We start from the raw sequence: 14,260 nt of genomic DNA, 5'->3' as shown, positions 1-14,260 counted from the left end.
GTCGCGGGCGTATGGTCTCCGACAACGCCCTCACAGACGCAACTATCTGGGTGCTCTCCGGCTTCGTAGTCGTCGCGCTCGGGAATTTCGTCGGTAGTTTGTTCGTGGAACTGCCAATTATCGGTAAGTTACTGTTCGCCGCGATTTGGCTGGCGGCCCACTTCTACGGCATCAGACTCGGTCTGATCGGGGTCTCGATTCTCATCGACGACGCCGTCGAAGGCCAATCCACCCCTTCGAAGTCGTAGCTACGCCCACGCGTCCGGCCAGATTCCGGCCGCTCGCATCCCTTCTTCGAAGTCGCCGTCGCGGAGATTGTCCGCGACGTTCTCGGCACTCTGGCGCGGAATCTCGTCAGTACTCGCCACTTCCTGCACGAGCAACGCCGTCAGCATCGCGTGTTCGCGCAGATTTCGGTCGTCTACCTTGTCGCGGGTGTCGGCGTGGGTGTGGCCCCAGCCTCTACCGCGCTCGCCGCTCTCGCTGTGGAGTTGGAGTACTGGTACGCCGCGTTTCAGGAACGGCCACTGGTCACTGAAGGGGTGGACTTGCTCGTTCGTGGCAATCGGCTGGTTCGCTTGGTCGGAGACCGCTTGAACGAGTTCCTTCATCGTCTCCGAACCGTGGGTGTGGGCGCGCATGTCACGGAATCGCCCCGCGCCATCGACGTTGACGACCGCGCGGACGGTGTCGAGGTCGAGTTCGCTCGCAAGTGCGTCCGCACCGAGTAGGCCGATTTCCTCGCATCCGACGCCGACGACGCGGACTTTCGTATCTAAATCGAGTTCGGCGAGCAGTTGGGCTGCCGTCACGACAGTCGTGATGCCACAGCCATTGTCCAGTGCGCCCTCGGCGATGTCGTGGGCGTCGTGGTGGCCGACGACGAGAACTTCCTCCTCGGTGTCCGGGCCGAGGAGCGCGTGCGTGTTGTGGCTCGTGCCGGGATCGGTGTCGGCAGTGACTTGGAGCGAAACCGTCGCGCCGCGCTCGGCGTAGTCGGTCAACCAGTCGCCGGTCTCCTTGCTGACCCCGACGCCCGGAATCGCGGCTTTCGCGTCGAACCGGAGCGACCCGGTCGGCGGGAGTTGCCCGGGGACGTGGTTGCGGAAGACGAACGCCTCCGCGCCAGCGGCCGCGGCGTAGCCGAACTTCTCCATGCGGTGGATGAACCGCGACCCCTTCGGCGTCGTCGTGGAAGCTACGACGACTTTTCCGGCTACGTCTTGCTCGTCTATCTCCTCGGGCGTGCCGTGACCCACGTCTACGAGTTCGCCGTGGACCTCGCCAGCGGGCGAGTAGGGGAGCGCAATCGTCTCGAAGGTCCGCTCGACGGGGTCGGTGACGCCGAGTTCCGCGTCGCCGCGGGTCCAGCGCTGCATCTCGAACGGGTCTACTGTCACCTCGCGAGCGCCCGCCCGCTCGAACCCCTCGGCGACTAACTCGGCCGCGCGTCGCTCGCCGGGGTGGCCACCCAGCCGATTCTCGATTTCGGTGAGTTGCGTGAGAAACTCCCACGGGTAGTCGTCGCGCCACGCTTCGCCGAGCGCGACCGCAGTAAGATTGGTCGCGTGGTCGTCTTCGTCGTTTCTCGCGTGGACAGTCGCGTCGTTCCTCGTCTGCCCATCCGTGTCCTCGTCCATGGCAGTCCGTGGGTGACGGACGGACAAAAACCTACAGGCGTGTACTACTTTCTGCAGAGCGGACGCTGCTTGCGGGTTCCGAATGACAAACACTTACAGTAAGTCTCTGCTTAGCCCGTGGTATGAGTTCAGTTCCGGAACGGTCCGATATCGACACCAAGTACAAGTGGGACTTAGAGAGCGTCTACGAGACCGACGAGCAGTGGGAGCAGGCGTACGAAGCAGTCGAAGAGCGACTCGACGACCTCGCGGCGTACGAGGGACAAGTCACCGAGGACGGCGAGACGCTACTCGAAGTCCTCGAACTCCGCGAAGATATCATGCGGGAAGTAGAGACGCTCAGTTCCTACGCGCGGATGCGGAAAGACGAGAACACGGCCGACCAGCAGTATCAGGCGCTGGCCGGACGTGGGATGTCGCTGGCCTCCGACGCCAACAGCGCGGCGAGTTTCGTCGAACCGGAGATTCAGTCGGCCGACGCCGACGAAATCGACCAGATGCTGACCCACACGGAGGGGTTAGAACAGTACGAACACTACCTCCACGACGTACTCCGGATGGCCGAGCACACTCGCTCGGCGGAAGTCGAGAACGTCCTCGCGGAACTCGGTGAAGTGACCGGTGCGTCCGGCGACATCTACAACATGCTGATGAACTCCGACATGGAGTTCTCCACCGTCGAGAAACCTGACGGCGAGCGCGTCGAAATCACGCAGAACAACCTGACGACGCTCCTGAAGAACCAGGACCGAGAGTTCCGCCGAACCGTCCACGAGGAGTTCTACGACCAGATGGGCGACATGCACAACACCATCGGCACCGCCTACAAGAACAACGTCAAAGCCGACGTGAAACTGGCCCAGATTCACAACTACGACACCGCCCGCGAAGCGGCACTCGACGGTCCCAACGTCCCCGTGGAAGTCTACGACAACCTCGTTGACACCGTGCGGGACAACCTCGATAAACTCCACCGACACGCCGAGTTGAAGCGGGAGAGCCTCGGCGTGGACGAACTCCAGATGTGGGACCTCTACATGCCGATGACCGACAGCGAGACGCCGGAAATCGGCTACGAGGAAGCCGCGGACCACGTGGTCGAGGCGCTCGGTGCGCTCGGCGACGACTACCAGCAACGAGTCGCGGAGGGACTGGAGTCCCGTTGGGTGGACGTCTACGAGACGAAGAACAAACAGTCGGGCGCGTACAGCGGCGGTACGTACGACACCCAGCCGTTCATTCTGATGAACTATCAGGACGACATCTCCTCGATGTACACGCTCGCCCACGAACTGGGCCACTCGCTGCACTCCCAACTCACCAGCGAGACCCAGCCCTACGTCTACGGGAGCTACGAAATCTTCGTCGCAGAGGTCGCCAGCACCGTCAACGAGACGCTGTTGACCCACCACCTGCTCGAAACCGTCGAAGATCCGACCTTCCGCCGACACGTCCTCAACGAGTACCTCGAACGGTTCCGCTCGACGCTCTACCGCCAGACGATGTTCGCCGACTTCGAACACCAAGCACACCAAGTGGTCGAAGACGGCGAAGCACTCACGCCCCAGAAGGCAGACGAAATCTACGGCGACCTCAAACGAGAGTTCTACGAACCGGCCGTGGTGGACGACCACATCGAGCGCGAGTGGAGTCGCATCCCCCACTTCTACCGCGCGTACTACGTCTACCAGTACAGCACCGGCATCAGTGCGGCCGTCGCGCTGGCCGACGGCATCCTAGACGAGGGGCCGGATAGCGAGGCCGCCAAGTCCTACCTCGAATTCCTCGAAAGCGGGTCGCGCGAATACCCGCTCGACCTGCTGGAAATCGCTGGTCTCGACATGAGTTCGCCCGAGCCGATTCAGCGCGCGCTGAACGTCTACGACGACTACCTCGACGAGATGGCGGCGCTCATCTGAGGCCCGGACGACCCGATTTGGGCCGATTCGGCGAAAGTCTTTTTTGCGGTGGAACGACCGAGACCCAAAGGCACTTTTAAGCCGGTGACCTAGGAGGTAGTAGCAAAGATGTCGCGTAGCCCACCTCTCCCAGACCAACCGACACTCGAACTCGACCCCGAGATGACAGACAGGGAACGGCTCGCGGCGCTCCGCGACCACTTCGCAGACATCTTGGAGGTGAACGAGACCCTCGAAGACCGTCTCGAAGAGGCCCGCGAGCGTCGTGACGACCTCGAAACCGAAGTCGACCAACTCGAACGCGAGAACGAGACGCTGAAGACGACGTCGCTGTACGTCGCCACCGCCGAAGAGGTGACCGACGACGGCGTCATCATCAAACAGCACGGCAACAACCAAGAAGTGCTGACCGAAGTCTCGCCGCGTCTGCGCGAGGAAATCGAGTCGGGCGACCGCGTGGCGGTCAACGACTCCTTTACCGTCCAGACGATTCTGCAAGCCGAGAAGGACGCCCGCGCACAGGCGATGGAAGTGGACGCCTCGCCGGAGGTCACCTACGAGGACATCGGCGGCATCGAAGAGCAGATTACCGAAGTTCGGGAAGCGGTCGAAGAACCGCTAGAGAATCCCGAGCAGTTCGCGACGGTCGGCATCGACCCGCCGAGCGGCGTCCTGCTGTACGGTCCGCCGGGCACGGGCAAGACGATGCTGGCGAAGGCCGTCGCCAACCACACCGACGCGACCTTCATCAAGATGGCTGGCTCGGAACTCGTCCAGAAGTTCATCGGCGAGGGTGCGAAGCTAGTCCGCGACCTCTTCGAACTCGCTGGACAGGAGGAACCGGCCATCATCTTCATCGACGAAATCGACGCCGTCGCGTCGAAGCGTACCGACTCGAAGACTTCCGGCGACGCCGAAGTCCAACGGACGATGATGCAGTTGCTCTCGGAGATGGACGGCTTCGAGGACCGCGGCGAGATTCGCATCATCGCGGCGACCAACCGCTTCGACATGCTCGACCGCGCGATTCTACGCCCGGGCCGCTTCGACCGACTCATCGAAGTGCCCGAACCGAACCAGGAAGGTCGCGAGAAGATCTTCGAAATCCACACCCGCGGCATGAACCTCGCCGACGAAGTGGACTTCGCGGACCTCGCCGACAAGACAGCGGGCTTCAGCGGCGCGGAGATAGAGAGTCTCACGACGGAGGCTGGCATGTTCGCCATCCGCGACGAGCGCACCGAAGTCGAGACCCAAGACTTCGAGGAAGCACTCGGCAAGATGGAGAAAGACGACGCCGAGACGGGCATCGTCACCGAAGGGTCGCTCCCGAGTTACGCCTACTGACCGAGAACGCTTTCGGAGACGCGACATCACTCTCCTTCGGAAGCCGTCGTCGCTGCTACTACGTTCGCTATTTTCGGAGAAGCAGGTAATATAGACCGCTCAGTCGTCGTCCACGACGACTTCGACCGGTCCCGCTTCTGCGACCTCTTCCTCTTTGCCCTGTCGCTCCTGCCAGAACAGCGCGCCCACGACGAGTAGTACGACCCACGAGCGCCAACTCGCGAGGTTGAGCGTGTAGCCGATGCCGAAGGGCTTCTCGACCAGCATTCCCTCGCCGGGTTGCCAGTACGCAGAGAGCATCCGGCCGATGCTCGGTCGTTCGAAGTTGTACGGCATGCCGAACAGCGTCCCGCTGCTAGGTTTGTCGTCCATGGATAAGAGTACGCCAGAGAGGAATAAAGTGCTTTGGCCTCCGAGCGGTATCAATCGGCAATCGGGCTGACAGCTACGGAAGCGTGAAGAGGACTACTGATATCGACCGCGACCTTCGATTTCTCGCAGTTGGGTCAACACTGCTTCCGAACCCACGTCGCCGTACGCGTCTTCGAACTCGCGCTGGAGTTGTTCTGCGTCGTCGGAGGTGCCCGCGAGGCTCTGGGAGAAGACGTGGAGGTCCATCGCGTAGTCCTCGGCGTCGTCGGTGTTGTAGCCGAGTCCGAAATCGATGAGATACGTCCGCATTCCTACCCTAACATTCCGCGTGGTCGGGTCGCCGTGGACGAACCCAGCGTTGTGAATCGTGGCGAGATATCGCCCCACATCCTGCACACGCTCGACAGTAAGTTGTTCGCGCAAGTCCACGTCGCCCACGCGCTCGAAGACTAACGTCCCTTCCTGGGGGTCCACGTCGTAGACGACCGGCGTCGGCACGCCGTGTCTGCGCGCCTCGCTCGTGAGGCGCGCTTCGAGGACGGTCCGGTGTCGCCGCAAGGTCGCGTCGAGTTCGGGGTGGCGGTAACTCTTCGGCAGGCGGCGCTTCGTCACTCGCTCGTCGCCGATTTCGACGGTCGCCTCCGCGCCGACGACTTCCGTGCCTTCCTCGCGCCAGACGGCGACCGACTCGTCCTCGCCTCTCCACGTCACCGCCACTTGATCTGGCCGGAAGTTCGGATTCACCGCCGACGCTTCGACCTCGATAGTATCGCCAGCGCGCACCATCTTCGCACCGAGCGCGGCAATCATGCCCGCGTTGTCCCGCAGGAAGCGCGGGTCGGGCGCGTAAAACTCCGCACCGCGCTGGTCGCACATCTCTTCGAGCATCGCTCGGAGTCGCTCGTTCTGACCGACGCCGCCGCCGAGTACGAGTTGGTCGCTCCCGGTCAGCGAGAGCGCGCGCTCTGCGACCTCCGTGAGCATCGCAAAGACGTTCTCCTGAAGCGAGAAGCAAACGTCCTCGATGGCTTCACCTCGGTCGTAGGCCTGCTTCGCCGCGCTCATGATGCCCGAGAAGGAGAAGTCCATCCCCTTCACGACGTACGGTAGTTCGACGTACTCGCCGTCGCTTGCGGCCTCCTCGACCTTCGGCCCGCCGGGGTGGGACCACCCGACGTGCCGGGTGAACTTGTCGATGGCGTTGCCGACGCCGGTGTCCATCGTCTCGCCGAGGACACGGTAGCGGCCGTTGCGGTAGCCCAGCACGTGGGCGTTCGCACCGCTGGCGTTCAAGCAGACCGGCGAGTCGAAACCGGATTGCTGGCGGCCGATTTCGAGGTGTGCGACCATGTGGTTGACGCCGACGAGCGGCACGTCGAGCGTCTGGGCGAGTGCGCGCGCGGCGGTGCCGACGGTGCGCAGACAGGGACCCAAACCGGGCCCGCGCGAGAACGCCACTGCGTCGATAGGGCCATCCGCTTCCGCCAGCGCGGTCTCGACCACCTTCGGGATGGCCTCGCTCATGTGCTCTGCGGCCTCGCGCGGGTGAATGCCGCCGCTCTCCGGTTCGTAGGCGTCGGTCTCAATAAAAGTTGAATCGGTTTCTGTGTCGTGGATGGCCGCGCTGGCCGCCCACGCGGTGCCCTCGATGCCGAGGACTCGCATTCGCTCGCTCACGGTTCCTCCGTCACCGCTCGCGTTTTCCGATGCGCGCAAGGCGCATCGCTTACTGCCACTCGGTGTAACCGCAACGACCACAGTGGAGGCGGTCGCCGTGGTCGGCGAGGAACGAGTCGCCGCAGCGGGTACACGTTTCCTTGTCCGTCGTGCCGTCGTCGTCGTACATCTCGTAGCGCGCCATTATTCAGCCTCCTCGGGCTCTGCCTCGCCTTCCGCTTCGGCGTCGGCGGAAATCTTGTTGCGTTCGAGCATGTGGTCCTGCTCGACGTCGCGGGCGTGTTCGGGGCTATCGTAGACCTTCGCGTAGCCGACGGTCTTGCGCATGCCGAACTTCGTGTTCATCTCGTGGACGACGACCTCGCTGGAGTCCTTGTCGAGCTTCGCGGCGAGGCTGTCGCGCACGGAGAGGCGCGAGGGGGTTGCTTCGTCGTGAACGATCTGGAACCGCACTTCGTTCCGGTGGAGCATCGGGTTCTGCTCCTCGGAGAGGATTTCGACTTCCATGTTTTCAGTTGTACTGTACTTCACCCTGAAGCCTGTAAAAGGATTTCGAACAACCTTTTGCTGCGGGCCGGGCGCGTTCCGCGCCCGACCACTGGCAAAACGCTGATGAAAAGCACGGCGTCACCCGCGACAGAGCGCGCGAAGCGCGCTCTTCTGCGGGTTCCTTGGCCCGCTCGCTCCAGCGAGATTCCTGCGGAATCTCGTCTTCGCTCGCGGTAGAATCGCTGGACGACTACCGCACAAGGTCAGTCTGCTACAACAAGGTGGTCACCCAACCAGCACGAAAAACGTTCGCCAGCGTCTCGCGCGCGGAGCCGCAAGTCGAAAAGTCAGTCTTCGAAAACTGCCAACAGCTCGGTGGCGTCCCCGTCCATCTTCCCCAACAACTCGCGCATCTCCTCTTTCAGCTTCGCCGTCACCTCGGCGTGAACCATCCCCTCGTTCGGTTGCCCGTAGACGACGCTCGCGCCGATTGGCGCGGCGACGATGGCCGGAAGGGCAACGAGGTCCTCTTCGCCATCGACGACGATAGTAGTCGGCTCCCCGCTTCTGAGAGCGTCCCGGAGCGCGACCACCATCTCGCGAGTGAGCGTGGCGGCGGGATTCTCGACTTCGACGCAGTTCGTGTTCTCGATGAGGGCGGCGACAACTTCCGCGACTTCGCCGCCGACTTCCTCGCGCTTCGTCAAACCGTCTACGACCGCCACGTCGGGCGTTCGTCCAGCCTGTTCGAGGTGGGAGGTCACTACGTCGCCGACCGTAATCAGGGGTCCCTCGACTGCAGAGAGCAGTCGCTCGGAGTCGGTGAAAATCGGCCCCATCGGCTCTTTGAGTTCCGCGCGCAGGTCGCGTGGAAGCCGAACGAGTACGTCTGCGTCCGCGTCTGGCGAATCGTCCGGGTGCGCCGAATCGTTCGCGTTCGGCGGCACGTCTCCGTCGTCGCGCGTCACGAACTTAGCGGACCTTCAGCGCGTACTTGCCCGGCTTGTCCACTTCCATCTCCGTCGCAATCTCGCTCTCGTCGGGGTGGGCGATGATGACGTAACCACTCCAGTCTTCGGTCAGACTGGACGACCCACAGAGCGGGCACGTTTGCTCGTCGGGTTCGACGACGGCGTGGCACTCCCGGCAGGCGAGACGGTCAGCAGCCATCGTTATTCACCAGTCGCGGCTTGCTGCTTTTCGCGCTCTTCTTTGAGCCAGCCGAGTTTGCCGAGGCCCGGCTGTTTGGCGGTCAGGCCGATCTTGCTCTCGCGCGGGTTGCGCTCGTCGATGCTCTTCGTGACGATGCGCGCTCGCACGGAGTCGCCGACGCTCAGCACGCGGTTCGATTCGCGCGAAGCGAGTTGCTGGTTCTCTTCGTCGTACGCGAGGTACTCGTCGGAAATCTGGGAGACGTGGAGCAGGCCGTCTACCGGACCGATGCCGACGAAGGCACCAAAGTTGACGACTTCCACGACTTCCCCGTCCACGACTTCCTGCATCTGCGGGTCGTACGTGACGGCGTCGAAGTCCGCCTCGTAGTAGACGCCCGGTCGGTTCGGTAGCACTGCACCGTCGCCGATGTCGTGTACTTTCACGACGCTGACGACGCTCCCCACGTCTTCGTCCATCCGGCCTTCCAACTTGTCCTGCAACAGCTTCTTCACCAGTTCCGGCGTCACCTCTGCGAGATGCTCGGGTGGTACCTCGACTGTGTCTTTGAGTCTAGCCCGTTTGTACATGCTATGGTTGACTGATTTCGAGTTTGTTCCGGCCCCTTATATGAATTACCGACGCGCCCGCGTCGAGCAGGCGTTGGCGTAAGGGACCGTCGTTCGTCACGACGTAGTCGAACTCGTCTGCGAGTTCGACCAGCACGTCGTCGGCGTACGATGCCTCGGATTCGGCGTCGATGGTCCGACAGCGGTCGGTTGCGAGGTCCGCGCCGACGCTCGCGGCGACGGCCTCTTCGCTGGCACCCTGCGAGAGTTTCGCCAACTCGTCGTGGATTGCCTGCGGGACCACGCAGTCGTACTCGCCCAGGAGACGCTCCAACTCGTCGAACAACCGCACGTCACATTCGACTGGCATCATGAGCGCGCTCGTATCGAGGGCGACGACCGCAGTCATCCTACTCCCGGAGGGTGCCGACGCCGATGAGCCGCCAGCGTGCGCCGACGCGGCGGTTGATGGCTATCTTCGACCCTTCGGGCGCGCAGACGGGACGCTTGAGTGCGACTTCGCACTCGCCGTCGCGTGCGCTCGTCACCGAACCGACCGTCGTCGCGGTGCCGATGGTCAGCATCAGCGGTTCGCCGGTCGAAATCTCGTCGATGTCTTGGTCGTCCACGCCGACGAGTCGTTCGAGCAGGTCTACCTCCATGGTGAACTGCCGCCACGTCGGCGGGAGCGTGCCCGGCGGGCCAGCGAGTTGGCCAGCGAGCGCGTCACCTTTGGTGAGGCTCGGGTCGAGACCGGTCCCGACGCCGAGCAGGCCGCCCGGCGTCACTTCGTCTACCATGTCGCCACCCGCTTGAAGCGAGCGCACGTCGGTCTCGATGGATTCCCAACGGGTCTCGCCGCCTTCCTCGACCTCGCGGCCGGGACGCAGTTCGAGTTCGTCGCCGTCAGTGAGTTTCCCTTCGACCAGACTGCCGCCGAGGACGCCGCCCATCAGACCGTCCCACGTCGTACCGGGACGGTTGATGTCGAAACTGCGGGCGACGTACATCCGAGCGTCCGCGTTCGGGTCGCGTTCGGGCGTCGGAATCTCGTCTTCGACAGCGTTGATGAGGAGGTCGATGTTGACCTCCTGCTGTGCGCTGATGGGGACGACTGGCGCGTCTTCGGCGACGGTGCCCTCGACGAACTCCTGAATCTGTTCGTAGTTGCGCTGGGCCTGGTCGCGGTCTACCAGGTCGATCTTGTTCTGCGCGATGACGATGTTGTCGATGCCGATGATGTCCAGCGCCATCAAGTGTTCTTCTGTCTGTGCCTGTGGGACGGGGTCGGTCGCCGAGACGACCAAGACCGCACCATCCATGATGGCCGCGCCTGAGAGCATCGTCGCCATCAGCGTCTCGTGTCCGGGGGCGTCCACGAACGAGACGGTCCTGAGGACCTCGCTCTCGCTGCCATCTGGGCAGGTTTCGTCCACTGTGTAACATTCCGGCTCGTCCATATCGGGACAGTGCCGGAACGTGGCGTCGGCGTACCCAAGGCGGATGGAGATGCCACGTTTCATCTCTTCGGAGTGCTGGTCGGTCCACTCGCCGCTGAGTGCCTGTACCAACGTCGTCTTGCCGTGATCGACGTGGCCGACCAGTCCGATGTTCACCTCCGGTTGGGTGTGTGTTCCTGTCAACGTTGACCTCCTACAGTAATTCTGTTGTGGATTTCGCCCTGAACGACTGATAAACCTACTGTTCTGGTTCGGGACTGTGGTGGTCGAAAACACGGCTGTTCAGTGGTACCTGATGACGTGCGCGGCGAATTTCGTCGTTTCCCAGGCTCGTGACGACCGGCGAAGTTATTAGAAAATTTACAAAAGTCGAATCGAGCAAACGCATAAGCCGATGGCGTAAGAACTCTCACACATGAGCGGAACGACTGAACCGAACGCCGAGGTGGGCGAGGCCGAGAAGGCCGCCTTGCAGGACTGCGAGGACTGCGTGGCCCCCGCCGAAGCGTTCTCGGTCATCGCCAACGAGACGCGCCTCTCCATCCTCGAAGCCCTCTGGGCCGCGCCCGAGCGACCGGTCGGGTTCTCGGACCTCCGGCGCGAGGTCGGGATGCGCGACAGCGCGCAGTTCAACTACCACCTCAAGCAACTGACCGACCACTTCGTCGTCCAGACCGACGACGGCTACGACTTCCGACAGGCGGGCAAGAAGGTCGTCCGCGCGATTCTGGCGGGGTCGTTCAACGAACATCCCGAGATGGAACCGTTCGAAGTCGAGGGAAGTTGCGCAGCCTGCGAGGGTGACCTGCGCGCGACGTACCACGAAGAAAAGCTCGCCATCGACTGCACGGACTGCGCGAAGAACCACGGCCACTACCCGTTCCCGCCCGGCGGCCTGAACGACCGCACGAACGCCGAGATTGCAGATGCCTTCAACCAGCGCGTGCGTCACCTCCACTGCCTGGCCGCCGACGGGGTCTGTCCGGAGTGCAACGGCCGAATGACGACGACGATTCGGCCCGACACGGAGGAGTATCTGGGACTGGAGGTCCGCGTGGACCACCGCTGTGAACAGTGCCATCATCAACTGTACTCCGCGGTCGGGTTGTCCTTGCTCGACCAGTCAGATGTCGTCACGTTCCACCGCGACCACGGCATCGACCTCTGCACGAAACCCTACTGGGACTTAAACTGGTGCGTGAGTGACGAGGGGACGACGGTGCTGTCGGAAGACCCGTGGAAAGTGCAGGTGGATATTCCGCTTGATTGCGAGACACTGACTGTGGTCTTGGATGGCGAGTTGGATGTGGTCAAGATGGAACGCTCTGGTGAGTCGTTGTCGGGTGAGAGTGTGGAGATGGTTTGAGACGATAGAGTTCGAGGGGTCAACCACTGGAAACGGCTGGCCGACCAGACCATCGGAAACAGCTGACTGACCAGACCATCGGAAACAGCTGACTGACCAGACCATCGGAAACAGCTGACTGACCAGACCATCGGAAACAGCTGACTGACCAGACCACAGGGTGGGACTGAAAGGGGTCGCCCGGTCGCGTTCGTCTTGGTCGCTCGGCGACCTCTATCCGCGCGGTTTGTGGATATGTCGCCGAGTGGCCGCGACCGGGCGAGGGCTTTCGAAGAAGAAACTACGGTCGTGCTGATTGCTACGTAGCGGCGACGAACCGAAAGGAGCTAGCTACTCCCGAAACCAAGGAGAGACCGCACCGCACAGCACCGCAGCAGCCACGCCCTCCCACCCGATTGCGTTTCTCGGTTTCGAGAGACGGACCGTGGCCCGTCTCTCACGCTGCGATACTCATCCCTCGCGCGTAGTTTGGCGCGGCATGAAGCCGCGCCAGCGCGCGCCGGAGGACTGATTCACGGTCTGAGTTCACGACCGAGACCCGTCTTCTCTACGTAGACCCACGGGAGCAGACCAAGAAGAACTAGTAGTCCCCCTCCCGCGAAAATGTAGCTCGGCGGGATGGTTACTACGAAATCACTGGACTCCGTCCCGTACCCGATCCAACCGGCCGAAAAGTGGGAGCCTGTTAGCAGTGTCTCGCGCATCGTGAGCCACTTTACCAGAATAGTTCCCGTGGAGAGTAGCACCAAACTAGCCAACAGCCCCTTCGTTTGCGTCTCCATTCGTTTGGAACGTCATATTCCTGAACAATGAGTTTGGTGGCACGGACCCCCACACAATATTCAAAATATTTTACAGAAGTCAACTCCAGTAACACACCGTACAGAAATATCCTTCAGATTACACTTTAGGCCCCCTAGCCCCTCTGTACAGACGAGGACAGACCGATGAAGACGAACAACCCACGAAAGGCCGCACCGCCCGTCCGTGCCCCGTACGGACGAACCCTCCCGAACCTCGCTCGCCGAGCGGTGCCGGTCGTCGGCGCGCTCACGCTCGTCGCCGCCGCACTCGCCGCGGGTCTCCTGCTGGCTACCGCGCTGGCCCTCCTGCCGAACACGGTCCCAACCATCCTGCTCGGCTGGGTCGCCAGCATCGGACTGGCGTTCGCGCTCCCCGTGCTCGTCGTGAAGGCAGTCGTCGCGGGAATCGAGAGAGCCCAGTAACGACACTGAACACGCGAAGTTTTTCTTTGCCGCACTGCCAACGACCACCGTGCGCGAATTTCCCTTCGAGTTGGCGTTGTGTGCCCACCTCGAAGCCACTGGAGACCAACTCGTCGCCAGACAAATCGGTGGGAGCGTCCGCGCGCCCTCGAATCGCGTGCTGGACGTACTCACGGTCTCTCCCGGCCCGGAAATCGAGGCCCGGACTGCCCTCACCAGCGAGACGATTCCCGCGGCGGCAATCGAGAACGACGTGGGCGTCGGGCGCGCCCGTGACCCCGTGAAGGCGTTCGATTGCTCGCCCCAGCACGCCCGCCGCGTCACCGAGCGCGCGGAGGAGATCGGGTTCTTCGAGCGTGCCGACGGCGGGGTCCGACAGGTCGCGCGGTACCCCGAGAACTGGTTCGGAACCATTCGAGCCATCGAGAACAAGCCAGACTTAGACGTGCCCGGCGACCTCCAAACGCAACTCCGTAAGGACGTGAGTCTCGGCTTAGTGGACGAAGTGGTCCTCGCTACGGAGAGCTACGTCACTGGTGCGCACCTCAATCGCATCCCCGAAGAGGTCGGCGTCTGGCGGTTCTATCCCGAATCTGGCGAGCGCGAAGTGATTCGAGGACCCGAGCCACTGCCGATCCGAGAAGCAGGCATCGAACTGCTCGACAGCCACACCGGCCGAACAGACGTATCGGTCGTCAGTGCCGAAGAGAAGGCCCGAAAGCGCCGTCGAATCGCCGAACGCGCCTACGGCAAAGGCTGGCGAACGTACGACTTTCCGGGCTGTGAAGAAGCGACCGCAGTCGCCCGCGAAGGGAGCGACGGCCTCCCATACTGCGCGTGGAAAGACCGACTCGTCAATCCCGCAAACTGCGGCACTGACTGTCCGGGGCACGACCCGGCCGACCCACTCGAATTCGACAAAGAAGCGGCCCGCGACGGCCGCACTCCGTGGGTCGCCGACCCCGACGGGAAGGCGAGGCGGCAATCGGGACTCGACAAGTTCTGGTAGGCTCACTCGAATCCAGCAGAATCCGCAGACGGGC

General features: G+C 62.7%; 17 protein-coding genes. 6 read left to right on the top strand and 11 right to left on the bottom strand.

Annotated features, from left to right (window positions below):
- The first annotated feature begins 11 nt into the window (after positions 1 to 11).
- A complete protein-coding gene (locus tag F7R90_RS01185; RefSeq protein ID WP_158055459.1) occupies positions 12 to 248 on the top strand; it encodes a GNAT family protein in 237 nt (78 codons plus the stop codon).
- On the opposite strand, the gene F7R90_RS01180 is transcribed toward F7R90_RS01185, so the two are convergent.
- Positions 249 to 1,640, bottom strand: a complete 1,392-nt coding sequence (locus tag F7R90_RS01180) for a M28 family metallopeptidase (RefSeq protein WP_158055458.1) — start codon at positions 1,638 to 1,640, stop codon at positions 249 to 251. It lies immediately after the preceding gene.
- A gap of 122 nt (positions 1,641 to 1,762) precedes the next feature.
- Here F7R90_RS01180 and pepF point away from each other — a divergent pair, with 122 nt between their 5' ends.
- The gene (gene pepF, locus F7R90_RS01175; protein WP_158055457.1) at positions 1,763 to 3,559 is read left to right on the top strand and encodes an oligoendopeptidase F; all 1,797 of its coding nucleotides are present in this window, start codon (positions 1,763 to 1,765) and stop codon (positions 3,557 to 3,559) included.
- A 108-nt stretch (positions 3,560 to 3,667) separates the two neighbouring features.
- Entirely contained in the window at positions 3,668 to 4,906 is a 1,239-nt protein-coding gene (gene pan2 / locus F7R90_RS01170; protein ID WP_158055456.1) for a proteasome-activating nucleotidase Pan2, read from the top strand.
- A gap of 99 nt (positions 4,907 to 5,005) precedes the next feature.
- On the opposite strand, the gene F7R90_RS01165 is transcribed toward pan2, so the two are convergent.
- From F7R90_RS01165 to F7R90_RS01125, 9 genes are all read right to left on the bottom strand, one after another.
- Complete coding sequence (locus tag F7R90_RS01165) at positions 5,006 to 5,278, bottom strand: DUF5808 domain-containing protein (protein ID WP_158055455.1); 273 nt, start codon at positions 5,276 to 5,278, stop codon at positions 5,006 to 5,008.
- Between the two features lie 93 nt (positions 5,279 to 5,371).
- Entirely contained in the window at positions 5,372 to 6,943 is a 1,572-nt protein-coding gene (locus F7R90_RS01160) for a bifunctional N(6)-L-threonylcarbamoyladenine synthase/serine/threonine protein kinase (protein ID WP_158058806.1), read from the bottom strand.
- Between the two features lie 61 nt (positions 6,944 to 7,004).
- Positions 7,005 to 7,139 (bottom strand): 30S ribosomal protein S27ae, encoded by a 135-nt coding sequence (locus F7R90_RS01155; protein WP_158055454.1) that lies wholly within the window; start codon positions 7,137 to 7,139, stop codon positions 7,005 to 7,007.
- Positions 7,139 to 7,462, bottom strand: coding sequence for a 30S ribosomal protein S24e (locus F7R90_RS01150; protein WP_158058805.1), 324 nt, complete (start codon positions 7,460 to 7,462; stop codon positions 7,139 to 7,141). The genes F7R90_RS01155 and F7R90_RS01150 overlap by 1 nt, the downstream gene beginning before the upstream one ends.
- A gap of 329 nt (positions 7,463 to 7,791) precedes the next feature.
- Positions 7,792 to 8,412, bottom strand: a complete 621-nt coding sequence (locus F7R90_RS01145; protein ID WP_394352014.1) for a GTP-dependent dephospho-CoA kinase family protein — start codon at positions 8,410 to 8,412, stop codon at positions 7,792 to 7,794.
- Between the two features lie 4 nt (positions 8,413 to 8,416).
- Positions 8,417 to 8,614: a transcription elongation factor subunit Spt4 gene (gene spt4 / locus F7R90_RS01140; protein ID WP_158055453.1), complete on the bottom strand. Its 198-nt coding sequence runs from the start codon at positions 8,612 to 8,614 to the stop codon at positions 8,417 to 8,419.
- A gap of 2 nt (positions 8,615 to 8,616) precedes the next feature.
- Entirely contained in the window at positions 8,617 to 9,186 is a 570-nt protein-coding gene (locus F7R90_RS01135) for a DNA-directed RNA polymerase (RefSeq protein ID WP_158055452.1), read from the bottom strand.
- A 1-nt stretch (position 9,187) separates the two neighbouring features.
- A complete protein-coding gene (locus F7R90_RS01130; RefSeq protein ID WP_158055451.1) occupies positions 9,188 to 9,574 on the bottom strand; it encodes a DUF188 domain-containing protein in 387 nt (128 codons plus the stop codon).
- Between the two features lies 1 nt (position 9,575).
- On the bottom strand, positions 9,576 to 10,808 hold the full coding sequence (locus F7R90_RS01125; protein WP_158055450.1) for a translation initiation factor IF-2 subunit gamma: 1,233 nt from the start codon (positions 10,806 to 10,808) through the stop codon (positions 9,576 to 9,578).
- Between the two features lie 232 nt (positions 10,809 to 11,040).
- On the opposite strand from F7R90_RS01125, the gene F7R90_RS01120 reads away from it, so the two are divergent.
- Positions 11,041 to 11,991, top strand: a complete 951-nt coding sequence (locus F7R90_RS01120; RefSeq protein ID WP_158055449.1) for a winged helix-turn-helix domain-containing protein — start codon at positions 11,041 to 11,043, stop codon at positions 11,989 to 11,991.
- 512 nt (positions 11,992 to 12,503) lie between these two features.
- Here F7R90_RS01120 and F7R90_RS01115 read toward each other — a convergent pair.
- On the bottom strand, positions 12,504 to 12,773 hold the full coding sequence (locus F7R90_RS01115) for a hypothetical protein (protein ID WP_158055448.1): 270 nt from the start codon (positions 12,771 to 12,773) through the stop codon (positions 12,504 to 12,506).
- A gap of 165 nt (positions 12,774 to 12,938) precedes the next feature.
- Here F7R90_RS01115 and F7R90_RS01110 point away from each other — a divergent pair, with 165 nt between their 5' ends.
- Positions 12,939 to 13,217 carry a hypothetical protein gene (locus F7R90_RS01110; RefSeq protein WP_158055447.1) on the top strand — a complete coding sequence of 93 codons (279 nt, stop codon included), beginning with the start codon at positions 12,939 to 12,941 and terminating at the stop codon, positions 13,215 to 13,217.
- Positions 13,218 to 13,266: 49 nt separating this feature from the next.
- On the top strand, positions 13,267 to 14,226 hold the full coding sequence (locus tag F7R90_RS01105) for a DUF5787 family protein (RefSeq protein WP_158055446.1): 960 nt from the start codon (positions 13,267 to 13,269) through the stop codon (positions 14,224 to 14,226).
- Positions 14,227 to 14,260 lie beyond the last annotated feature (34 nt).

It is taken from the genome of Halorussus halophilus, assembly GCF_008831545.1.
In the GTDB taxonomy this organism is placed as follows: Archaea; Halobacteriota; Halobacteria; order Halobacteriales; family Haladaptataceae; genus Halorussus; species Halorussus halophilus.
This window is presented reverse-complemented; position numbering and strand designations above follow the sequence as displayed.

Bases quoted from the DNA above. Each gene is read 5' to 3' on its own strand.
- F7R90_RS01185 (WP_158055459.1), top strand. From the start codon at position 12: ATGGTCTCCGACAACGCCCTCACAGACGCAACTATCTGGGTGCTCTCC.
- F7R90_RS01180 (WP_158055458.1), bottom strand. From the start codon at position 1,640: ATGGACGAGGACACGGATGGGCAGACGAGGAACGACGCGACTGTCCAC.
- pepF (WP_158055457.1), top strand. From the start codon at position 1,763: ATGAGTTCAGTTCCGGAACGGTCCGATATCGACACCAAGTACAAGTGG.
- pan2 (WP_158055456.1), top strand. From the start codon at position 3,668: ATGTCGCGTAGCCCACCTCTCCCAGACCAACCGACACTCGAACTCGAC.
- F7R90_RS01165 (WP_158055455.1), bottom strand. From the start codon at position 5,278: ATGGACGACAAACCTAGCAGCGGGACGCTGTTCGGCATGCCGTACAAC.
- F7R90_RS01160 (WP_158058806.1), bottom strand. From the start codon at position 6,943: ATGCGAGTCCTCGGCATCGAGGGCACCGCGTGGGCGGCCAGCGCGGCC.
- F7R90_RS01155 (WP_158055454.1), bottom strand. From the start codon at position 7,139: ATGGCGCGCTACGAGATGTACGACGACGACGGCACGACGGACAAGGAA.
- F7R90_RS01150 (WP_158058805.1), bottom strand. From the start codon at position 7,462: ATGGAAGTCGAAATCCTCTCCGAGGAGCAGAACCCGATGCTCCACCGG.
- spt4 (WP_158055453.1), bottom strand. From the start codon at position 8,614: ATGGCTGCTGACCGTCTCGCCTGCCGGGAGTGCCACGCCGTCGTCGAA.
- F7R90_RS01135 (WP_158055452.1), bottom strand. From the start codon at position 9,186: ATGTACAAACGGGCTAGACTCAAAGACACAGTCGAGGTACCACCCGAG.
- F7R90_RS01130 (WP_158055451.1), bottom strand. From the start codon at position 9,574: ATGACTGCGGTCGTCGCCCTCGATACGAGCGCGCTCATGATGCCAGTC.
- F7R90_RS01120 (WP_158055449.1), top strand. From the start codon at position 11,041: ATGAGCGGAACGACTGAACCGAACGCCGAGGTGGGCGAGGCCGAGAAG.
- F7R90_RS01115 (WP_158055448.1), bottom strand. From the start codon at position 12,773: ATGGAGACGCAAACGAAGGGGCTGTTGGCTAGTTTGGTGCTACTCTCC.
- F7R90_RS01110 (WP_158055447.1), top strand. From the start codon at position 12,939: ATGAAGACGAACAACCCACGAAAGGCCGCACCGCCCGTCCGTGCCCCG.